Below are 18,988 nucleotides of genomic sequence, written 5' to 3' on the forward strand. Positions count from 1 at the left end.
CGGCGTCCGGGCCACTTACACTCGACGTACATTCATAAAAATGCCAGCGCCATGCCCACACCATCAAACCCCGTTCGCGAATGCTTTGCGGTCGATTCGGATATTTTTTCCAGTAATATTGCCCCTGCTTATCAGCCGGTTATCATGCGTAACCTAGTAAGCCACTGGCCGGTGGTTCAGGCTGGTCTAAGGTCGCGCGATGAATTGCTGGCATACTTAAAAACATATGCAACCAACGATTTTGTTAAGGTTTTTTTAGGCCCACCCAATATTAATGGCCGATTCTTTTATAACCACGACCTCAGTGGCTTTAACTTTGAGCGCCGCGAGGGGCCATTTAAAGATGTATTGGAGCGGCTAGCCGCAATTCAACATCAACAACAGCCCCCCGCCATTTATATTGGCGCCAGTAAAATACCCAACGTACTTCCGGGCTTTGAGCGAGACAATACTCTGGGGCTGGTCGGTGGCGATGTACGACCCAACATATGGATCGGCAATGCCGTTAATATTCCCGCCCACTTCGACACATCTGAGAACATAGCGTGCGCGGTGGCCGGACGCAGACGCTTTACACTGTTTCCGCCCGGACAAATCAAAAACCTGTATGTTGGTCCCATTGATCACAACCCCGCAGGTCAACCGATAAGCCTTGCCTCTTTACAAGAGCCGGATCTTGAGCGTCATCCGCGTTATGAAGAGGCACTAAAGCACGCTCTGGTTGCCGACCTAGAGCCGGGCGATGCCCTATATATACCGCCACTGTGGTGGCACAATGTCGAATCGCTCGATAGTCTCAATATCCTGGTTAATTACTGGTGGGAGAATTTAACAGAATTAACCGGCTCACCTAAGCACGCCCTCATTCATTCAATTTTAACCATAGGGCACCTACCGCCAGAACAGCGCCGCGCTTGGCAAGAGTACTTTGAACATTACGTGTTTAGTGAGGATAACCCCGCCGAGCATATTCCAACAGAAAAGCGCGGCATTCTGAGTCGATTGAGTCCGGCGCTGGCACGCCAACTGAAAAATTACCTAAAGCAAGCTGTCAGCTAGAGCCAGAAGCCCCGCAAGACTTCGCCGCACTCATGGCGTATCATGGCGCTTTTGTCGGCCGGAAAAGTATGAAAAGCTACGATGTGGTTATTATTGGCGCAGGTGCCGCCGGTTTAATGTGTGCCGCATCTGCGGCGGCACGAGGACGACGAGTAGCACTTCTCGATCACGCCAATAAAGTCGGCAAAAAAATCCTAATGTCCGGCGGTGGGCGCTGTAACTTTACCAACTACAACATCGAGCCTGCCAACTACTTATCCAGCAATCCACACTTTTGTAAATCCGCACTAGCGCGCTTTACGCAGTGGGACTTTTTAGCCCTGGTCGATAAGTACAACCTGGCCTACCACGAAAAAACCTTGGGGCAATTGTTTTGCGACAATAAAGCCAAAGATATTCTTAGTATTTTATTAACAGAGTGCGAGCAACATGGTGTCGACATTGTCACCCAATGCGCTATTGCATCAATCCACAAAATTGAGGCGCCCGAATACCGCTATCAGTTAGAGTCGAGCATGGGCCCGTGGCGCTGCCAATCGCTGGTGATTGCCACCGGTGGCTTGTCCATCCCCACCATGGGCGCCACGGGGTTTGGTTACGATATCGCCAAGCAGTTTGGTTTAAGCATAAAGCCCCGCGTCGCCACATTAGTGCCGTTTACCTTTAAAGACGAGCTGCTTAGGCTGGCACAGTCGCTCGCTGGCGTATCTTTGCCGGTAACCGTTGACTGCCGGCAGCAGCGCTTTGCCGAAGCATTATTATTTACCCACCGGGGCATCAGCGGGCCCGCCGTGCTGCAGATCTCAAACTACTGGCACCCAGATGATGCAATTGTTATTGATTTTTTACCTGGACAGTCACTCGAGCCGTTACTGCGCCAATGGCGCGACAGCGGCGAGAAGGCCGGACTCACTAAACGGCTCAGCCAATATTTACCCAAGCGCTTTATTCAGGCATGGTTTGAGTTTCATGCGCAGCAAAGCGCACTTGAAACGCCCGTTGCGCAACTGAGCAATACCGATATCGAACGGTTAAGCGAGCTGCTGCATCGCTGGCGTGTTATTCCCACAGGCACAGAGGGTTACCGCACCGCCGAGGTTACCCGGGGCGGAATCAATACCGACGAGGTTTCATCAAAAACATTTGAAGCCAAAAAAGCACCGGGCTTATACTTTATCGGGGAGGTATTGGATGTGACCGGTTGGCTAGGCGGTTTTAACTTTCAGTGGGCATGGGCAAGTGGTTACTGCGCAGCGCAAGCGCTGTAACAAACCTGAGCGCGAGCGTCAACCAATATGTATTACCAATCCCTAAAGTCTGTGTTACAATCAAGTGTGGGGTTAATTTTGAACATCGCATCTTTGATGCGATTCATCAATAATATTTAGCTGGAGATAAACACTATGGCGGTTAACGGGAGCAAGCGCGCAGTGCGTACCTATCAAAAAGTTGCCCAAAAAATGCTTGCCTCGCTGGACTCTGGAGAGTTTCCTGCGGGTGCGCGACTGCCTCCAGAACGTGAACTCTCAGAGCGGTTCGGCGTTAGCCGCCCAACCGTGCGCGAAGCTATTATTGCATTAGAGGTAATGGGCCGCGTTGAAGTGCGCACCGGCTCGGGCGTGTATGTACTTAAAAACTTTAAAGCCGCGAGCGATAACCCGCGAGAGTACAGCCCCTTTGAAATTACCGAGGCTCGGGTTTTGATCGAGTCTGAAGCAGCGGCACTGGCCACCTCTACCATCAGCGAAGAGCAACTCGACGAATTGGCCGCAGCACTGGATGAAATGATTGCCGAAAATGAGGCGGGGGATCTGACCTCGGAAGTGGCCGACCGCAAGTTTCACGCCGTGATTGCCAACTCCACCCAAAACCGTCCGCTGATCAATATCATTCAGCACCTTTGGGATATTCAGGAGAATTTGCCCGACATTAAAATGGCGCACCAGTCTGTGTGTAAGACAGACGGCAAAAAGCGCATCGAGGAGCACCGCGCGATTCTTAAGGCGATGCGAAAACGCGACACACAAGCGGCTCGCATAACAATGCGCAACCACTTTTTACGCTCGCTGGATGCCCTGCACGCGACCACCGAAAAGCGCGCGGTAGAAGAGATTCAAAAACAGCTTACCGAGCGCCGGGAGCGTTTTTCTCTTAATCGGATTCAGTACACCGCGGACCAATAGATAAAGCCCAACTCTGGTTGAGCGTAGCGCTTAACGCTCAACCAGTAATGCTACCATTTCAGCAAAGTGGCTTACGCCCTGCTCGATCTCGTTCATACCCTCCGTTAAACCACAGATTTTAGTTTGTCCTTGCGCCGATATTTGGCTTACCTGCTCCATTTTTTCACGAATGGTGCGGGTCAGCTCATGGTCGTTATTCACCACCGATGCAATTTCTTCTGTGGCCTCACTGGTGCGAAACGCCAGCTGGCGAACCTCATCGGCCACGACCGCAAAGCCACGCCCCTGATCACCGGCGCGAGCGGCCTCAATCGCAGCGTTTAACGCCAGCAAGTTAGTTTGATCGGCAATCGCGCGGATGGTGCTCACAATCGCACTGATGTTATCGGACTGCGAGTTTAAGCGGTCGGTAATCTCTGCGGCCTGAGCGATCTGATCGTTTACTTGGTTCGCCGTCGCGACGGCATCTTCAAGTCGCGAGCGCGCTTCATTGGTGATGTGTGAGGTTTCTTCGGAGGTGGACGAGGCCGTCTCAACCGCTTGCAACGCGGTATTGATACGCACGGTAATATCGCTGGCAAATTTGATGACTTTGTACACTTGGCCCTGGTTGTTATAAATCGGGTTATAAGTCGCCTCTAGCCAAATCGCCTCACCGGTCTTACTGCGGCGCTCAAACTTGCCCGATTTAAACTGGCCGCGGGCCAGTGACTCCCAAAAATCTGGGTTATTGCGATAAAAGCTGTCCGTGCAGAATATCTTATGATGTTTTCCCACCACCTCAGACAAATCGTATCCGACCGTTTGTAAAAAATTACTATTGGCCGTTAAGATATTGCCCACCGGATCAAATTCAATAACGGCTAACGATTTATCCAGCGCCGTAAACAACGCATTGCGATCGAGCAGTGATTCTTTAGCGGCGGTGACATCGGAGGCAATCTTGATCACTTTTACCACTTCTGAGCCCGAGAACACCGGAAAATAGCTGGCCTCTAACCACACGGTATCGCCATTTTTGATGCGCCGGCTAAACGTGCCTTGCTTAGTTTTACCTTCGCGCAAATCTTGCCAAAACTGTTGGTACTCCTGCGTCTCGACATAGCCTGGCTCGCAAAACATTCGGTGATGCCGGCCAATGATCTCGCGGGCGGAGTAGCCCACCACATCCTGAAACAATTGATTGGCATCGATAATGTCGCCATTGGGGGTAAACTCGACATACCCCATACTGGCTTTAATCGCATTTAAGTCTGCCCGCAGGGCCCCGCACTGGCCATCCAACTGATCTAGCTGTTGCGCAATTTTACGCTGCTTTCCGAACATAGCATTATCCTTGTGAATGACGCTCCTTTTACCCGCATCCGCGCGATATCTGGGCTTTAATTTATTTTAGGGCGCCTCTGAACCGATTAACTTCACTGGTCTACACTTGATAAAGAGTAGACCAACACACGTGAAGGGGCGATATTTTCATATCGACCAGAAGCAAAAATCCTTAAGGCCTTAACCGGTAAAACATCGAGATTCACCACAAAAAGAGATCGCATAGTAGACACTTAGGGGGTGGAAGCGATTTATGAGCAAAAACAGTTATAAAGCGAGCCTACGGCACTTACAGATTGAGCTGGTTAAGCTACAAAATTACCTCATCAGCAACGAGCTACAGCTATTGGTTATTTTTGAAGGGCGCGACGCGGCCGGCAAAGACGGAGTGATAAAACGCATTGTCGAGCACCTGAGCCCACGAGAGACACGAGTGGTGGCACTGGGCAAGCCATCAGATCAAGAGCTAAAAAGCTGGTATTTTCAGCGTTATGTCGCGCACTTACCCAAAGCACAAGAGATGGTGCTGATGAACCGCAGCTGGTACAACCGCGCGGGTGTGGAGCGGGTTATGGGTTTTTGCACAGACGCACAATACCAGCGGTTTATGAGCTCGGTGGTTGAGTTTGAAGCGCTGCTGAGCAAATCTGGGATTCAGGTGATCAAGTATTATTTGGACATCGGCAAAGACGAGCAGAAAAAGCGGCTTCAAGATCGCCGGGACGACCCGCTGAAACAGTGGAAGATCAGCCCTATTGATGCATCTGCCCAAGCGCATTGGCGCGATTACAGCGAAGCGCGCAACGCAATGCTGCTACAAACCCACAGCGCGGCTTGCCCTTGGACGGTGGTGAATGCCAACAATAAAAAACGAGCGCGACTGGCGGTTATTCGCCACTTGCTGCAACAGGTCGAGTCCCCGGTTCGGGTCTTCGATTACGTCGAGCCCAACCCCGAGGTGATCTTTACCTTTGAGCAAAAGCACCTGCACGACGGCCTCATCGCCAAGTAATCAAGGCATAGGTAGCGCGCCACATAACAGCGCGTTACCTTGGCGCCCGCTCAATACGCACTGGCACGGATTTAAAAGCGGGGGTTTGACTGCGGGGGTCGCGCTCAGTACCAATTAACCTATTGGCCTCTGGGTAGTAGGCCAATAAACTACCGGCGGGTAGATCAAACTCACACACGGTCAGTGCGTCCATCCGGCCACAGGCAGAAACAAGCGACACCAAATCACCGGGCGTTAATTGGTGCTCGCGTAAATCGTCTTTGCCCATCAACACACACCAGCGGGTTGTGGTACCGCGATAACTGTCGGCTTGCTCGTAAATAATAGAGTTAAATTGCCCTTCGCTGCGAATACTGGCCAACCGGTGCGGGTAGCGCTCAAGCATAGTGCTGGGTAACTGATGCACTTTAAACCCCGCCTTGCCGCTCGGCGTATTAAAGCTTGGCGCGTGAAAAATGCGGCCGCTGACCGTAAACTCCTGTTGATTTTGATCAATATCGGCCAACGCTTGCATGCCTGGCACCGTAGCAGCGATGGCGGCGCGAACCTTAGCGTGCTGCTTAAACGCACTAAAATTAACCGGGCTACGCGGCATTAAGCGTTCACCAAGCTCCGCTAAAATGGCTACCTCAGAGCGCACATTGCGCAAGCGCTTAATACCGCCATCGCTTAACCTAACGTAGTTAAACATCGATTCCTGTGTGGTGGGCTCGGGCTCTTCATCGCGCGCGGCAACCGGCAGAATTAACGCCTCGCTGTGCTCCATTCCGCACACATGACCGCGATTAAGCGTGGTAGTGAGGTACATTTTAAAACCCACGTTATCGAGCGCACGGCGGGCGAACTCGGCATTGGGTGTAGCAGCGTATAAATTACCGCCAAGCTGCAGCGCGCAATCCATGTCGCCTGCATCGGCGGCCTCTAGACAGGCCAGTGTATCTAGCCCGGGAGCCTCGGGTAATGCCACCTGCCACTCGCGCTCAATGGCCGCAAGTACATCGGCTGCCAACACCGGCTTGACCCCAATAGTGCCAATGCCCTGCACATTGCTGTGTCCGCGCAACGGTAGCAGGCCCGCCGCAGGTTTACCCAGCATGCCCCGCAACAGCGCCAAATTAGCAATAGCCTCGACATTATCTACCCCGTTTAGGTGATGGGTAATGCCCATACCCCAGGCAAATACCGCGTGCTCGGCACGACTGTAATCGTCGGCTACCGCGGCAATTTCGGCCTGAGCTAACCCCGTCGCCGCGGTAATATCCCCCCAGGGGGTTTGCTCGATATCCGCCCGATAGGCGGCAAAGTTGTCGGTGTGGGCGGCAATAAAATCTGTGTTAATGGCCCCCGCTTCCAGCAACGCTTTGGCGATGCCTTTTAGCAGTGCTAAATCAGAGCCAATATTGGGTTGCAGATAACGCGAGGCGATCCAAGTGCCCCCAGAGATCATCGACTTAGGACTTTTAGGCACAGCAAAACGAACCAAGCCCGGCTCTTTGGCGGGGTTAATCACCACCACTTGTCCGCCACGATCGCGGCAATTTTTTAGTTGATGGACAAAACGCGGATGGTTAGAGGCCGGGTTGGCACCGATCACAAACACTAAGTCGGCGCCGCCAAGGTCCTCAAGGGTAATAGTCGCGGTGCCGCTGCCCAGCACATTGCCTAACCCCACACCTGTGGCCTGATGGCAATAGTAAGAGCAATTATTGACGTTGTTGGTGCCGTACAAGCGCGCCAACAGCTGTAACACAAAACCCGCCTCGTTGGACGAGCGGCCAGAGGAGTAAAAGAAACTGCGCTCGGGTGATGTAGCGCCAAAGCGCTGGGCCGCCAACGCCATGGCGTCGTCCCACGATATGGGCCGATAGCAATTGTCGCCTGCAGCTTTAAAGACCGGCGTGTCCAGCCGCCCTAAATGCTCAAGTTCGTGGTCGCTCAGCTCGTTAAACTCTGCCAGAGTATGCGTAAACAACTCGGCCGGGATCGGCGGCTGGATATCGGTCGACTGCGCCTGAATGCTTTTGTTACAAACCGAGGGAAATTCGTCTAGCTCGTTGGTCATACCGCCGCGCTGGCCGCCCATCCCCAGACCACAGGCTTTACAGGCGTTATGGCTTTTAAGGGCTTTGGCCGAGTCCAGCAAACCAATACGGTTAAGGGTTTTTAAGGTATAGAGGACCTTTTTAGGCCCGCCGCCCACAATATTGACTCGCTCGTCGACACCCGCTTTTCTCATTTATGCTTACTCACTGCCGGCCATTACACAAACCAGAAGTGTAGGTGCGATTGAGACTGTAAACAATAAGCTATCTAACGTAGACACACCAAGTGCGGCGTTAAGGCGCGATAAACCCGTTCAGTGTGTCCTCTAATAAGGTGATATCCATAAACATCGGGTCAATTAAATCGAAATGGTCGGCACCCGCTATAACCATGTGCTCGCTGTTGTCGCCGGCAAGTTGGGCGGCATCGACATAAGCGTCCGCTAGGTTCGATGGCACGATACTGTCACGGCTGCCGCTTAACAGTAAGCTACTGACGCCCGTTGGCAGCATCTCGATGGGGGAGGCAATCGCCAACCGCGCTTGGTATTGCTCGGGGTTAATAGCGCGCTGATTCACAATAGTACGCGCCGACTCGCCGCAGGCCCGGGAGGTTAAATCGCCGATTCCCGCTAGACTGATGACACCCTCGACAGCTAAAGGCGAGGGTTTATACAGGACATTACCCGGAGGGATTTGACCACGACTGGCCAACCAGAGCGCCAAATGACCACCGGCGCTGTGGCCTATCACAGTCACTGCACCGGTATCTAACTGATAGGCCTCGGCAATACTGGGCAAGTAATCGGCCGCCGCCGCGACATCGGTAAACATGACCGGCCATTCGCCGCCGTTACCCAAGCGGCGATATTCAATATTCCACACGGCAAAGCCGCGCTCTGCCATAGTACGAGCCAGATCCGCCTGAAACTCGAGCCCGTAAGCGGCACTCCAGCAGCCACCATGAACCATAATAATGACCGGCAATAAGCCGCTGTGCTCAGTTGGACGATATAAGTCGGCAAACTGCGTCGGGTTTTCTCCCCAAGCGATACGCTCTTGCTCGATGGCTGGCGCTTCTCCTAAATCGGGGGCTGGGACAGACGACTGGCTAGCACTCGCCGAGCTATGACTGTCGCTAGCGCCGCTGTTGCTGCCCCCACAACCGGCGTTACACAAGAGCACAAACAATAGGACGCAAATGGTGAAAACTCGCCCACACCGAGCACTTTTGCTCTGTTGTGTCATTTTGTCATTTAACATAGATAGCCTTGCCAGCTTTAACGAGAATCTCTTTTATAGCTACGTCTGTGACACACGCTTGGATCTATGCTTGTGGTACAGTCGACAGCTCAGCTTGTCAGGGAATTACCATGCTCACTGTTTTTATTGCGCTAACCGCGCTGCTTACGCTGTTCACCCTATTACCGTTAGTGCGACTCGATGCCTGGCCGGTACGGATACTGGACTTTCCACGGCTCCAAATTGCCGCTCTTTGGCTAGTGCTAATTGTCGCGCTGATTATATTTATGGGGTTTGACAGTGATGCAGCTCTGGCTTTACTAGCGGTTGCCTGTACCTGCCTAGCCTATCAATTGTGGTGGATTTTGCCCTACACGAGGCTCTATCAGTGTGAGGTAAAAAGCTGTAAACAGCCTGACCAAGAGCGCTCTATAAGTATCGTGACCGCCAATGTGCTCACCCCCAACCGCGGCGCCGACGTCCTGCTCGATCAAGTGCGGCACTACCAGCCGGACATTTTAGTAACGCTAGAGTCAGACCAGTGGTGGCAAGATCAACTGGATGTGCTCAGCACCGATTACCCCTACTCGCTCAAGTGTCCACTGGACAACCTCTACGGCATGCACTTGTATTCTAAGTTGCCGTTACGGGATGAGAAAATTGACTTTTTGGTTGAAGACGACAAACCCTCTATGCACGCCGAGGTAGTATTGCGCTCGGGAGACAGCATTCGCTGCCACTTTTTACATCCGGCGCCGCCCAGCCCCACCGAGAACAGTGAATCATCGGAACGTGACGCCGAGCTATTAGTGGTCGCCCGTAATCTCGAAGGCGTAACGGACCCGGTTATTGTCACGGGCGACTTAAACGACGTCGCCTGGTCGCGCACCACCAAAGCGTTTCGGCGCGTCAGCCGCTTACTGGACCCACGCATTGGTCGCGGCATGTTTAACACCTTCCATGCCGAGCACCGCTTGTTGCGTTGGCCGCTGGACCACGTGTTCCACTCAGACCACTTTACTTTAATTAAGATGCAGCGGCTCAAGCCCTTTGGCTCAGATCACTTTGCCCTGTTTACCCAACTGGCCTATGTCCCGCGCCGGAAAAACGAACAAGAGCGCCCAGAGGCGAGCGCCGATGAACAAGAGTTCGCCCGCGATAAAGTCGCAGAGCAAAACGTCAACAAACGCGAAGTCCCCGAGCCTGGGGAGTAAAAAACACGCGCGGCACGCTGGCGACATCCGTTTAGGAACTCCGCACCATAGAATGCGTCCAACCCTTTAAGTACCAGCAACGAACAGGAATTTGTTATGACACGACTACATCATATATTCGCGATTGCCGTACTGGCCGCCGTGAGCGTAACTGCCTCGGCCCAGCCTATGCCCGAGTTCCCTTTTATTACCGTTACCGGCGAAGCCGAGGTCGAGGTCGCCCCCGATACCGTCACGGTCAACTTTCAGGTCATGGAATTTAATAAAAGTGCCGAACTCGCTATGGAAACCGTTACCGAGCGCGGCGCCGAGGTGGTTAAGCTGGCAAAAGAGCACGGCCTAACCCACGAGCAAATTGAATCTTACGCCATCGACAAACAAGTTCGTCGCAATCGTGAAAATATGAATGGCAACATGGACATTATCGGCTACGAAGTGACCCAGCGCTTCACCCTAGACATCGACGGCTTGGACACCTACGAAAAAATCATGAACACATTGATGCGCATGGACAACACCACCGGTCTAAACGCTAACTTTGACATCTCCAACCGCGATGCCGTAATGACTTCACTGGTCGCCAAAGCCGGAGCTGATGCCCGAGCAAGAGCCGACAATTTAGCCGCCGCACTTGATGCCAGCATCAAGTCTGTTTATGCAATCACCGAAGACGCAGGCTTTGACAATTTTATGGCCCGCTTTGGGGTCAGCGCCGAGAAGTTCGGCAATATGTCAATGGCCGCCGATCGCGGCCGATCATTTGACCTGTTTGCCCCAGAGACGATCACCTTAAGCAAGCATATTAATGTCATCTTTAAAATCAACCCATAGCCTCTGTTAGCGCCCTAACGGGCGCTTACCGGCAACACGCTAAGCCGCCTTGTACCGCCGTTTTATTCTGGCACCAAATATTGCGAAATCTACGGCGTGTTGCTATGTTAACTAGCAAGGGGCCGTTACAGACCATCCACCTCAAACCCCGAAGAAGCGACTCACACGTTGAGCCGTGCGATAAAGACCTACCTGGCAAGCTGTTGAAAAGCGTTCTCGATGCGGTGATGCAATTAAAACTAGGTAAAAAAAGCGATTTACATGGTTGATATGTATGCATTTTCGCCCTACTTTAACGCTCAGCAGCCACCTAGATAGCTTCCAACCGCCTGTTATATAGGCCAGCCATGACTGCCAACAGCCAGAGGCAACGTTTCTCTAAAATGCTAAAAATACTAAGAGAACATTTTCAGCTCGCGATGGTGATTATACTGTGCAGCTGCGCCATTATTGCCATCGCACCATTTGCCGTAGCTCGGGCTTTGTCACACGAGTGGCTATTGGCCATACTCGATAGTGGCATTGTGATGGGCATGGTGGTCATTTTAGTACTGGCATTACGCACCGGCCGGGTAAGGTTAGCCAGCATTGTGCTATCCATGTTTTACACGACGGCAGGTGTCACCATGGTGCACTTAAAGTCGGACACGTTAATTTATTGGATTTATCCAATCTCTATCGCCAACTTTTTTATTCTGCCTGCACGCTATGCGGGCACTATCAATCTATGCGCGCTTTTAGCGCTAACCCCCCTGACCAATCATTTTAAAGAATCGTTAGAGTTTTTTGAGCTATTGGTTACTCTGCTGTTGGTGAATGTGTTTGCTTGGGTGTTTTCATGGCGTACAGAAGATCAGCGACAACAACTACAACAACAGGCCACCATCGATCCACTCACCGGCATTGGTAACCGCCGCAAACTGAGTCAGTTTTTAGAAACCCAAGTTATTGACCAAACTGCGGTGTTCAGTGGGGCGGTCATTTTGGTCGACCTCGATCACTTTAAAGAAATTAACGACACCTACGGCCACGATCAAGGTGATGCCGTACTGCAAAAGGTTGCCAATATCATTCACGGTAGATTGCGAGCCAACAACGATGAAGTCTATCGCTATGGCGGAGAAGAGTTTTTATTGCTGCTCCATAACACCACCTTAGCGGGCGCTATTCAAGTCGCCGAGAGCTTGCGACTAGAGATCGCGCAAACCTTCAAAGAGCAAACCCCGTCGCTTACCGCCTCTTTTGGCTGTGCCCAGCATCACCCCAAAGAAACCTGGAACCATTGGATTAAACGCGCCGATCAAGCCCTTTACCAAGCGAAAGATAGCGGCCGTAATTGTGTCCAACCGCCACTGGCTGAACGTTACGCGACGGAGTAACGCAACGCTTTTTTACTAAGATGGATTACCACCGACACCCTAGGCCGAGTGCAGGTGCAGGTGCTGCGCGTGAAAACGCAAGTGATCGTCAATAAAACTGGCGATAAAATAGTAGCTATGATCGTAGCCTGGCTGCAACCTAAGCGTCAGTGGATAACCGCTTTTATCAGCCGCCGCTTTTAATGCTTCGGGTTTTAGCTGCTCGGTCAGAAAGTTATCGCCCTCACCTTGATCCACCAGTGCAGGTGTTGAGCCACCTTGACCCATTAGCTCGGTCGCATCGTAGGCTCGCCACGTATCGCGATCTTCACCCAAATACGCTTTAAAGGCTTTTTGCCCCCACGGGCAATTCACCGGATTGGCAATCGGACTAAAAGCGCTCACACTGCTAAAACGCTCGGGATTGTTAAGAGCCAGTACCAACGCCCCATGGCCACCCATAGAGTGACCGCTGACAGAGCGCTGCGAGCTTACCGGAAAGTGCTGCTCGATTAACTCGGGCAACTCCTGCAGCACATAGTCGTACATTTGGTAATGTTCCGCCCAGGGTGCTTGGGTAGCATTGACGTAGAACCCCGCCCCCAAGCCCAGGTCATAGGCACCGTCCGGATCATCAGCGACCCCCTCTCCTCTGGGGCTAGTGTCGGGCGCGACAATGGCAATGCCCAGTTCGGCGGCGGCGCGAAACGCGCCGGCTTTTTGCATAAAGTTTTCATCGGTACAGGTGAGGCCCGAAAGCCAGTAAAGCACCGGCACCTTCGCCCCATCAGCGGTCGCCGGCGGCAAATAAATCGCGAATCGCATAGCGCACTTTAACGTTGCCGACACATGCTGATACTGCTTGTGCCAGCCGCCAAACGTTTTGTTGCTGCTTAACAGTTCAAGGCTCATACGCTACCCGCTACTTATTAAAGTGAATCACGCTGCGAATCGACTCACCCGAATGCATTAAATCAAACGCGGTATTGATATCGTCTAATCCCATGGTGTGGGTAATAAAATCATCCAGCTTAAATTTACCGGCCAAGTAATCGTCGACAATACCTGGCAACTCAGTGCGGCCTTTAACACCGCCAAAGGCGGTACCGCGCCACACGCGCCCGGTGACCAACTGAAATGGGCGGGTGCTAATCTCTTGACCGGCACCGGCAACACCAATAATCACCGACTCACCCCAACCTTTGTGGCAGCACTCCAGGGCCGAGCGCATCACATCGACATTGCCAATACACTCAAACGAGTAATCCACTCCGCCGTCGGTAAGCTCGACAATGACCTCTTGAATGGGCTTGTCATACTCTTTGGGGTTAATACAATCAGTAGCGCCAAGCTTTTTGGCTAATTCAAATTTACGCTCGTTGACATCAATGGCGATAATACGGCCGGCACCGGCCATAGTCGCACCGATAATGGCCGACAAACCAATACCGCCCAAACCAAAAATTGCCACGGTATCGCCCTTGGCGACCTTGGCGGTATTGAGTACCGCACCCATGCCGGTGGTGACGCCGCAGCCGAGCAGGCACACCTCTTCAAGCGGGGCCGACTTATTAACTTTGGCCAGCGAGATCTCGGGTAAGACCGTGTACTCCGAGAAGGTAGAGCAACCCATATAGTGGTAAATCGGCTCGCCGTCTTTATAAAAACGGGTGGTACCGTCGGGCATTAAACCTTTGCCTTGAGTCTCGCGAATTTGACCACACAAATTGGTTTTACCCGAGGTACAAAACTTACACTCGCCACACTCGGGCGTATAGAGCGGAATCACGTGATCCCCCACCTGCAAGTTGGTGACGCCCTCGCCCACCTGCTCGACAATACCACCGCCCTCGTGGCCCAAAATAGCCGGCCAATTACCCTCGGGGTCATCACCCGACAGCGTAAAGGCGTCGGTATGGCAGACACCGCTAGCCACCACGCGGATCAAAACTTCACCCGCTTGCGGCGGCATGACATCGACAACTTCAATGCTAAGGGGTTTGCCGGGGCCCCAAGCCACGGCGGCACGAGATTTGATCATGGGTTTCTCCTTGTTCAGTTTGCTCTATTATATTTACCGACAAGATGTAAACAATAGCCTTTTTTGGTAAAACTTTATTACCATACAGCAACAAAATGATCGTTATATCTATTTAGGAGGTCAGATGGCTGACTGGGACGGGTTAGATGAGTTTGTTGCCGTTGCCGAAACCGGTAGCTTTACCCGCGCCGCGAGCCGGTTAGGCAGCTCGGTGGCCCATGTCAGCCGGCAGGTTAAAGCGCGCGAAGCGCGCACTGGCGTTCGCTTGCTGCAGCGCACAACACGAAAAGTAAGCCTTACCGAAGAGGGTCATGTGTATCTGGCTCACTGCCGGCAGATACTGGATGCACTCACAGCCGCCGATGCCGCCCTCGCCGACCTACAACACACGCCTACCGGCCATTTGCGCTTAAGTGCACCTGTGTCATTTGGCGAAAAGTATTTGGCCCCTATCATCAGCGAGTTTGCTATCGCCCACCCCAAGCTAACGATTGACTTAAACCTTAACAACCAACGGGTCGACTTAATCGACGAGAGTATCGATGTGGCGATTCGCCTCGGCCCACTAGAGAACGCCCAGCTGATCGCCAAACAACTGGGTGAACGCCAACCGATTATTTGCGCATCACCCACTTATTTATCGCGCCATGGCCAACCGCATACGCCCGCCGAGCTTGCGCAGCACAATTGCCTGCTCGGCACCCTAGATTATTGGCGGGCAACCATTGAGGGGCGTGCTCACAGCCTACCGGTGAGTGGCAGCCTGCGCTGCAACAACGGACCCGCACTACGCGAGGCCGCGCGTGCTGGGTTAGGCCTGGTGCAATTACCGGACTACTACATACGAGACGATTTAAAGCGTGGGGAGCTGGTGGAAATACTGCCCAGCTACGCCCCCAAGCGGGAGGGTATCTGGGCTTTATACCCAAGTAACCGGCGCCTCTCGCCTAAGGTTAGACTGCTCATCGACTACCTTGAAGCACATTTAGCCGCGTCTTTGGCGAGAAGTCACGAATAAGCACCGGCCAGCGACAGACGCTAGCCGGCTACGTTGAGCTACAACTGGTAGTTAAACTCAATACGCTGATCGCCATCCATAAAATCAACGTTCTCGTTCCAGTTGGCAAAGTAGCGAACATTAAAGCGCGGTGTGATTTGATAGCTAAGCGCAAATTCGTGGGTCAGAATATTGTCGTTGCCTTGGCCATAATAATTATCTTCGTAATTATCTGAGCCAGAAAGCGTGGTCAACCAAAAAGGGTTGTAATTGATCCAAATTTTATCGGTTACCGCAAGCTTACTGTACATCCCCACCAGGCCATAAAACCCCATAATGGAATAGCCGCTGTCCGTTGTGCCATCGTCTTCGATCGTGTTGTTACCCAAAGACGTGCCCACCCCAGCCAGCGGATAAAAATTAAAGCGCCCCATAGCCGGTAGAGCCTGGATAATACTGTACGAGACATCGGCACTTTCTTCGGACACCAGGTTCGGTTTTAAGCTGTAGCTCGCATCAAGCTGAACCGCTCGACCATTGGTTAAATTGGTTTTAAAGTTACGTATCCTAAACGAATCGACCGAGTCGGTAGTTTGCGCGTCACCCCGCCACCCCAAAGCATCGCCATAAATACCTTTGATCTCGATGATATTCATGCCCGCAGTGGCGGCATCGCCGGTATCGTAGGTTTGACCAACTTTTAGGTTAAGCCCTTTATCGGTCAAACCGAAGCCCGCTTGGGTATAAATCGCCAGCGGATCAGACATATCCTGAACCTCTCCGTCGGCGGCAAATACCTGAGCGGTCCCTAAACCTAGCCCCACAAGACCTATTAAAGTAGCAAGTTTCTTAATCATCACATTCTCCATAATCCTTGATAATTTAACCTTTACCCTAATGGTAGAGCCCAATACGGGCACTGCACTCCAAGACGAGCTGGCCGGAATAACAAGCTCGACAAACGACTAAAATATTAGGAGCCTTGCTCCTCGCAGCCCTGATAAAGCTCAACTTCACTGCCATTTTCTATCTTGTGCAGCGTCGCTTTGCTCCCCTTACTCCAGTATTGTAGTGAATCATTGCTGTACTTGGCGCCAGAAGCCGTGCGTTCGCGCTTAAGTTGACTGGTTGTGCGCGTTTGCTCGTCAGACAGCATCACCGTCTCGGTATCTAGCTTAACCCGTTGATCGCCAGCCCGATATTCGCCAAAAAACACCGTAAAACGCTCATCGCCTTCGCACGCATATTCCACTTTTTTACCCACACCAGAGCTTTGCGCGGCCGCCTGTTCATTATCCAAGCAGCGAGGCTGTTCATACCTCATACAAGCTTTTCGGGTACAAGCAGCCATTTGTGCATCCGGTGCCCGGGTACAGGTATTGCAGCCATCAAAAAAATGCTTGCAGCTGGCTGAGATTAAGGTCTTCCAGCTCTCGGCGTTGTACTGCTTCGCGCCAGTGTCGCCGGCAGCGTTACCTGCCCCAGAGGCAGCCGGTGCGCTGGCAGCCGCTTTATTATTAGCACCCTGTTGAATGGTTGCCTCAGTGTCATCATCAGCGCAGCCGGCAAGCAATACCGTGCACAACAAAATAGGATAAAACGTGACCCTTAGAGCCACGCTGAGCCGATTGGCCCGCCACAGTTGCAACAGCGAAGGTTTCATTACGACTCCTTAAGATTACCTAGTACGGTGTATAGCGCTATCTAAACAATTAGCTTAGTCTAGCTTGTAACAGAAACCCAGTATCGCCTGAATAAGGTAAAAACACTGTGCTAACACCGACAATTTATAGAATGCATCTAAAGTGGATTTAGCCGCCAGGCCAAGCCAATCCGCTAAAGCGGACTTTATGGGAGATAAAGCCTCACCTTATACATTGCGATCGTTACCATTTCGCATATACTATGACAAATCATAATAAAAGATTTAGCTAAAAGACCTGACACTACTTAAAAAAAGCCGCCCATTGCATGGATACTCATATTTTTAATATTCACGACGTCGTGCTATTTATGACGATGATCGAGTGTGTACTGCTAGCGCTATTTCAATGGGCGCTGCCTGTCACGACTAAGCGCTTAGCCAGTGCGCTGCTTATTGGCTTTTTGCTAATTACCGGCATTCAATCTCTGTGTATTTTGGTGCTGTGGAACGATGCGGTGCATATCAGCACATTTTTTGACCTGCACATCGTGCCTTATTTACTGACCTTTGCCGTACTCGCCAAGGGTCCAGCGCTGTTCTTTTACGTCTTATCGTTAACCCAGCACTCATTTGTGCTAAAACGAAAATATCTAACACACCTCGCGCCGGTAGCTGCCGCCTGGTTATGCCTGGTTTTTTTTGCGATAGACAGCGATGACTTGCGCTGGCGCAGCGCTACCGCCACAGCCACCTCCCAACAAGTCGTTAATTACCTGTGGCACGCCACCAAAGCGGTGCCTTTTATGTATGGGATCGCAGCAGTCTTTGTCATTCACCGCTATTACAGCAAACTGAAAGAACAATACTCGTCCATCCCCAGCAGCGAACCAAGCTGGCTATCGGTACTGACGATTGGGTTCTCGCTGAGCTGGGCATTTTCAATATTTGTCCATATTGGCGCGCAATTTTTGTCCGCCGAGCTGTCCGACTGGCTCGGTATATCTGAAAATTACTTAATCTTTATACTGATCAATGGGCTTTTCACCTACAGCTTAGCGTACGCCCACAACGTACAAACCACGAAAGCCGAAGAAGTCACCAAAGCGCCCACCGAAGATCGGCCTGACGAGAGTGCTATTCGGAAAGTAAAATCTGGTATGGAAGAGCAACAGCTGTTTCTTGAGCACAACCTCAATATCGAGGAATTCTCTACCCGTATTGACCTCCCGGTGCGAGACGTCTCTGGCGTCATTAACAAGCACTTTGGCACCAACTTCTTTGAATTTATGAATTCTTATCGGGTAGACGAAGCAAAACGTTTACTCGCCGACCCGGCAAGCAAAGATATGACCATTTTAGACATCTTGCTTCAGGCTGGCTTTAACAGTAAATCCGCGTTTCACCGCTTCTTTAAGCGCCTTGTCGGTATGTCACCATCGGAGTACCGCAAGCAAGCACTACAAGCCACTAAAGCCGCCTAGACGCGCTTGGGGGCACATTCTCCCCCAAGCTTTAGCCTTTCCACCAGCACATACACCAGACAAACGGCCAAGAGACCCTTGGCTCGCGCTCTGGCTTCGGTCATATACCATTATTCCGCGACGACCACGCAAACGCTTGTCAACATGGTTACGCTTGCACACACAGATGACGAGGGGGAGTATTGCGGGTAAAAAAAGGCCCCCTCAAAGAGGGGGCAATCACATGAAGGAGAGTTGGAAATATTCACATATTGCCAAGCTCACACCGGTGGCCACCTGACCTGCCACCGGCCGAACACGAGTAAAAACCGGTGACACCGGCTGCCCTTTCACTCGTATAAGTGTAGATTGACACTCCTTCGCCGCGCTTTCGTCCCACCTTTAAAAATCTCTCAAGATGGGAACGTTCACTTATACGGTGCTCGCTGACAGCCCAGCATTGACGGGGTCAGCACCACTTTTTGAACAAGAAGTGGGATGCCCCGCAAGGGGCTCACGTGCCCCTATCGCACAACGTGAAGACTAACTCGCCAAGTAAATTATGGTGACGGATTAAC

16 protein-coding genes are annotated in these 18,988 nt (G+C 52.0%); 9 read left to right on the forward strand and 7 right to left on the reverse strand.

What is annotated here, in order from left to right; translation table 11 throughout:
- Positions 1-51: 51 nt before the first annotated feature.
- From ACGHAD_RS16105 to ACGHAD_RS16115, 3 genes are all read left to right on the forward strand, one after another.
- Positions 52-1,059, forward strand: coding sequence for a cupin-like domain-containing protein (locus tag ACGHAD_RS16105; RefSeq protein ID WP_382414782.1), 1,008 nt, complete (start codon positions 52-54; stop codon positions 1,057-1,059).
- Positions 1,060-1,127: 68 nt separating this feature from the next.
- On the forward strand, positions 1,128-2,327 hold the full coding sequence (locus ACGHAD_RS16110) for an NAD(P)/FAD-dependent oxidoreductase (RefSeq protein ID WP_382414780.1): 1,200 nt from the start codon (positions 1,128-1,130) through the stop codon (positions 2,325-2,327).
- A 135-nt stretch (positions 2,328-2,462) separates the two neighbouring features.
- Complete coding sequence (locus ACGHAD_RS16115; protein ID WP_382414778.1) at positions 2,463-3,242, forward strand: FadR/GntR family transcriptional regulator; 780 nt, start codon at positions 2,463-2,465, stop codon at positions 3,240-3,242.
- A gap of 30 nt (positions 3,243-3,272) precedes the next feature.
- Here ACGHAD_RS16115 and ACGHAD_RS16120 read toward each other — a convergent pair whose 3' ends face one another.
- On the reverse strand, positions 3,273-4,568 hold the full coding sequence (locus tag ACGHAD_RS16120) for a methyl-accepting chemotaxis protein (protein WP_382414776.1): 1,296 nt from the start codon (positions 4,566-4,568) through the stop codon (positions 3,273-3,275).
- 253 nt (positions 4,569-4,821) lie between these two features.
- On the opposite strand from ACGHAD_RS16120, the gene ppk2 reads away from it, so the two are divergent.
- Positions 4,822-5,580, forward strand: a complete 759-nt coding sequence (gene ppk2, locus ACGHAD_RS16125; protein ID WP_382414774.1) for a polyphosphate kinase 2 — start codon at positions 4,822-4,824, stop codon at positions 5,578-5,580.
- Between the two features lie 34 nt (positions 5,581-5,614).
- On the opposite strand, the gene ACGHAD_RS16130 is transcribed toward ppk2, so the two are convergent.
- Positions 5,615-7,816 carry an FdhF/YdeP family oxidoreductase gene (locus ACGHAD_RS16130; RefSeq protein WP_382414772.1) on the reverse strand — a complete coding sequence of 734 codons (2,202 nt, stop codon included), beginning with the start codon at positions 7,814-7,816 and terminating at the stop codon, positions 5,615-5,617.
- A 100-nt stretch (positions 7,817-7,916) separates the two neighbouring features.
- A complete protein-coding gene (locus ACGHAD_RS16135; protein WP_382414770.1) occupies positions 7,917-8,885 on the reverse strand; it encodes an alpha/beta hydrolase family protein in 969 nt (322 codons plus the stop codon).
- A gap of 110 nt (positions 8,886-8,995) precedes the next feature.
- Between ACGHAD_RS16135 and ACGHAD_RS16140 the strand changes: the two genes are divergently transcribed.
- From ACGHAD_RS16140 to ACGHAD_RS16150, 3 genes are all read left to right on the forward strand, one after another.
- Entirely contained in the window at positions 8,996-10,078 is a 1,083-nt protein-coding gene (locus ACGHAD_RS16140; RefSeq protein ID WP_382414768.1) for an endonuclease/exonuclease/phosphatase family protein, read from the forward strand.
- A 96-nt stretch (positions 10,079-10,174) separates the two neighbouring features.
- The gene (locus ACGHAD_RS16145; protein WP_382414766.1) at positions 10,175-10,909 is read left to right on the forward strand and encodes an SIMPL domain-containing protein; all 735 of its coding nucleotides are present in this window, start codon (positions 10,175-10,177) and stop codon (positions 10,907-10,909) included.
- Positions 10,910-11,256: 347 nt separating this feature from the next.
- Positions 11,257-12,288, forward strand: coding sequence for a GGDEF domain-containing protein (locus ACGHAD_RS16150; protein ID WP_382414764.1), 1,032 nt, complete (start codon positions 11,257-11,259; stop codon positions 12,286-12,288).
- 39 nt (positions 12,289-12,327) lie between these two features.
- On the opposite strand, the gene fghA is transcribed toward ACGHAD_RS16150, so the two are convergent.
- Complete coding sequence (gene fghA, locus ACGHAD_RS16155; RefSeq protein WP_382414762.1) at positions 12,328-13,179, reverse strand: S-formylglutathione hydrolase; 852 nt, start codon at positions 13,177-13,179, stop codon at positions 12,328-12,330.
- A 10-nt stretch (positions 13,180-13,189) separates the two neighbouring features.
- Complete coding sequence (locus tag ACGHAD_RS16160; protein ID WP_339616758.1) at positions 13,190-14,308, reverse strand: S-(hydroxymethyl)glutathione dehydrogenase/class III alcohol dehydrogenase; 1,119 nt, start codon at positions 14,306-14,308, stop codon at positions 13,190-13,192.
- A gap of 124 nt (positions 14,309-14,432) precedes the next feature.
- Between ACGHAD_RS16160 and ACGHAD_RS16165 the strand changes: the two genes are divergently transcribed.
- Positions 14,433-15,326 carry a LysR family transcriptional regulator gene (locus ACGHAD_RS16165; protein ID WP_382414760.1) on the forward strand — a complete coding sequence of 298 codons (894 nt, stop codon included), beginning with the start codon at positions 14,433-14,435 and terminating at the stop codon, positions 15,324-15,326.
- A 38-nt stretch (positions 15,327-15,364) separates the two neighbouring features.
- On the opposite strand, the gene ACGHAD_RS16170 is transcribed toward ACGHAD_RS16165, so the two are convergent.
- Together ACGHAD_RS16170 and ACGHAD_RS16175 are read right to left on the reverse strand one after the other, a co-directional pair.
- Positions 15,365-16,162: a hypothetical protein gene (locus ACGHAD_RS16170; protein ID WP_382414758.1), complete on the reverse strand. Its 798-nt coding sequence runs from the start codon at positions 16,160-16,162 to the stop codon at positions 15,365-15,367.
- A 116-nt stretch (positions 16,163-16,278) separates the two neighbouring features.
- On the reverse strand, positions 16,279-16,968 hold the full coding sequence (locus tag ACGHAD_RS16175) for an MliC family protein (RefSeq protein ID WP_382414756.1): 690 nt from the start codon (positions 16,966-16,968) through the stop codon (positions 16,279-16,281).
- 308 nt (positions 16,969-17,276) lie between these two features.
- On the opposite strand from ACGHAD_RS16175, the gene ACGHAD_RS16180 reads away from it, so the two are divergent.
- Complete coding sequence (locus ACGHAD_RS16180) at positions 17,277-18,431, forward strand: AraC family transcriptional regulator (protein WP_339616754.1); 1,155 nt, start codon at positions 17,277-17,279, stop codon at positions 18,429-18,431.
- The last annotated feature ends 557 nt before the right edge of the window (positions 18,432-18,988 follow it).

Source organism: Gilvimarinus japonicus, from assembly GCF_042847215.1.
Classification (GTDB): domain Bacteria; phylum Pseudomonadota; class Gammaproteobacteria; order Pseudomonadales; family Cellvibrionaceae; genus Gilvimarinus; species Gilvimarinus japonicus.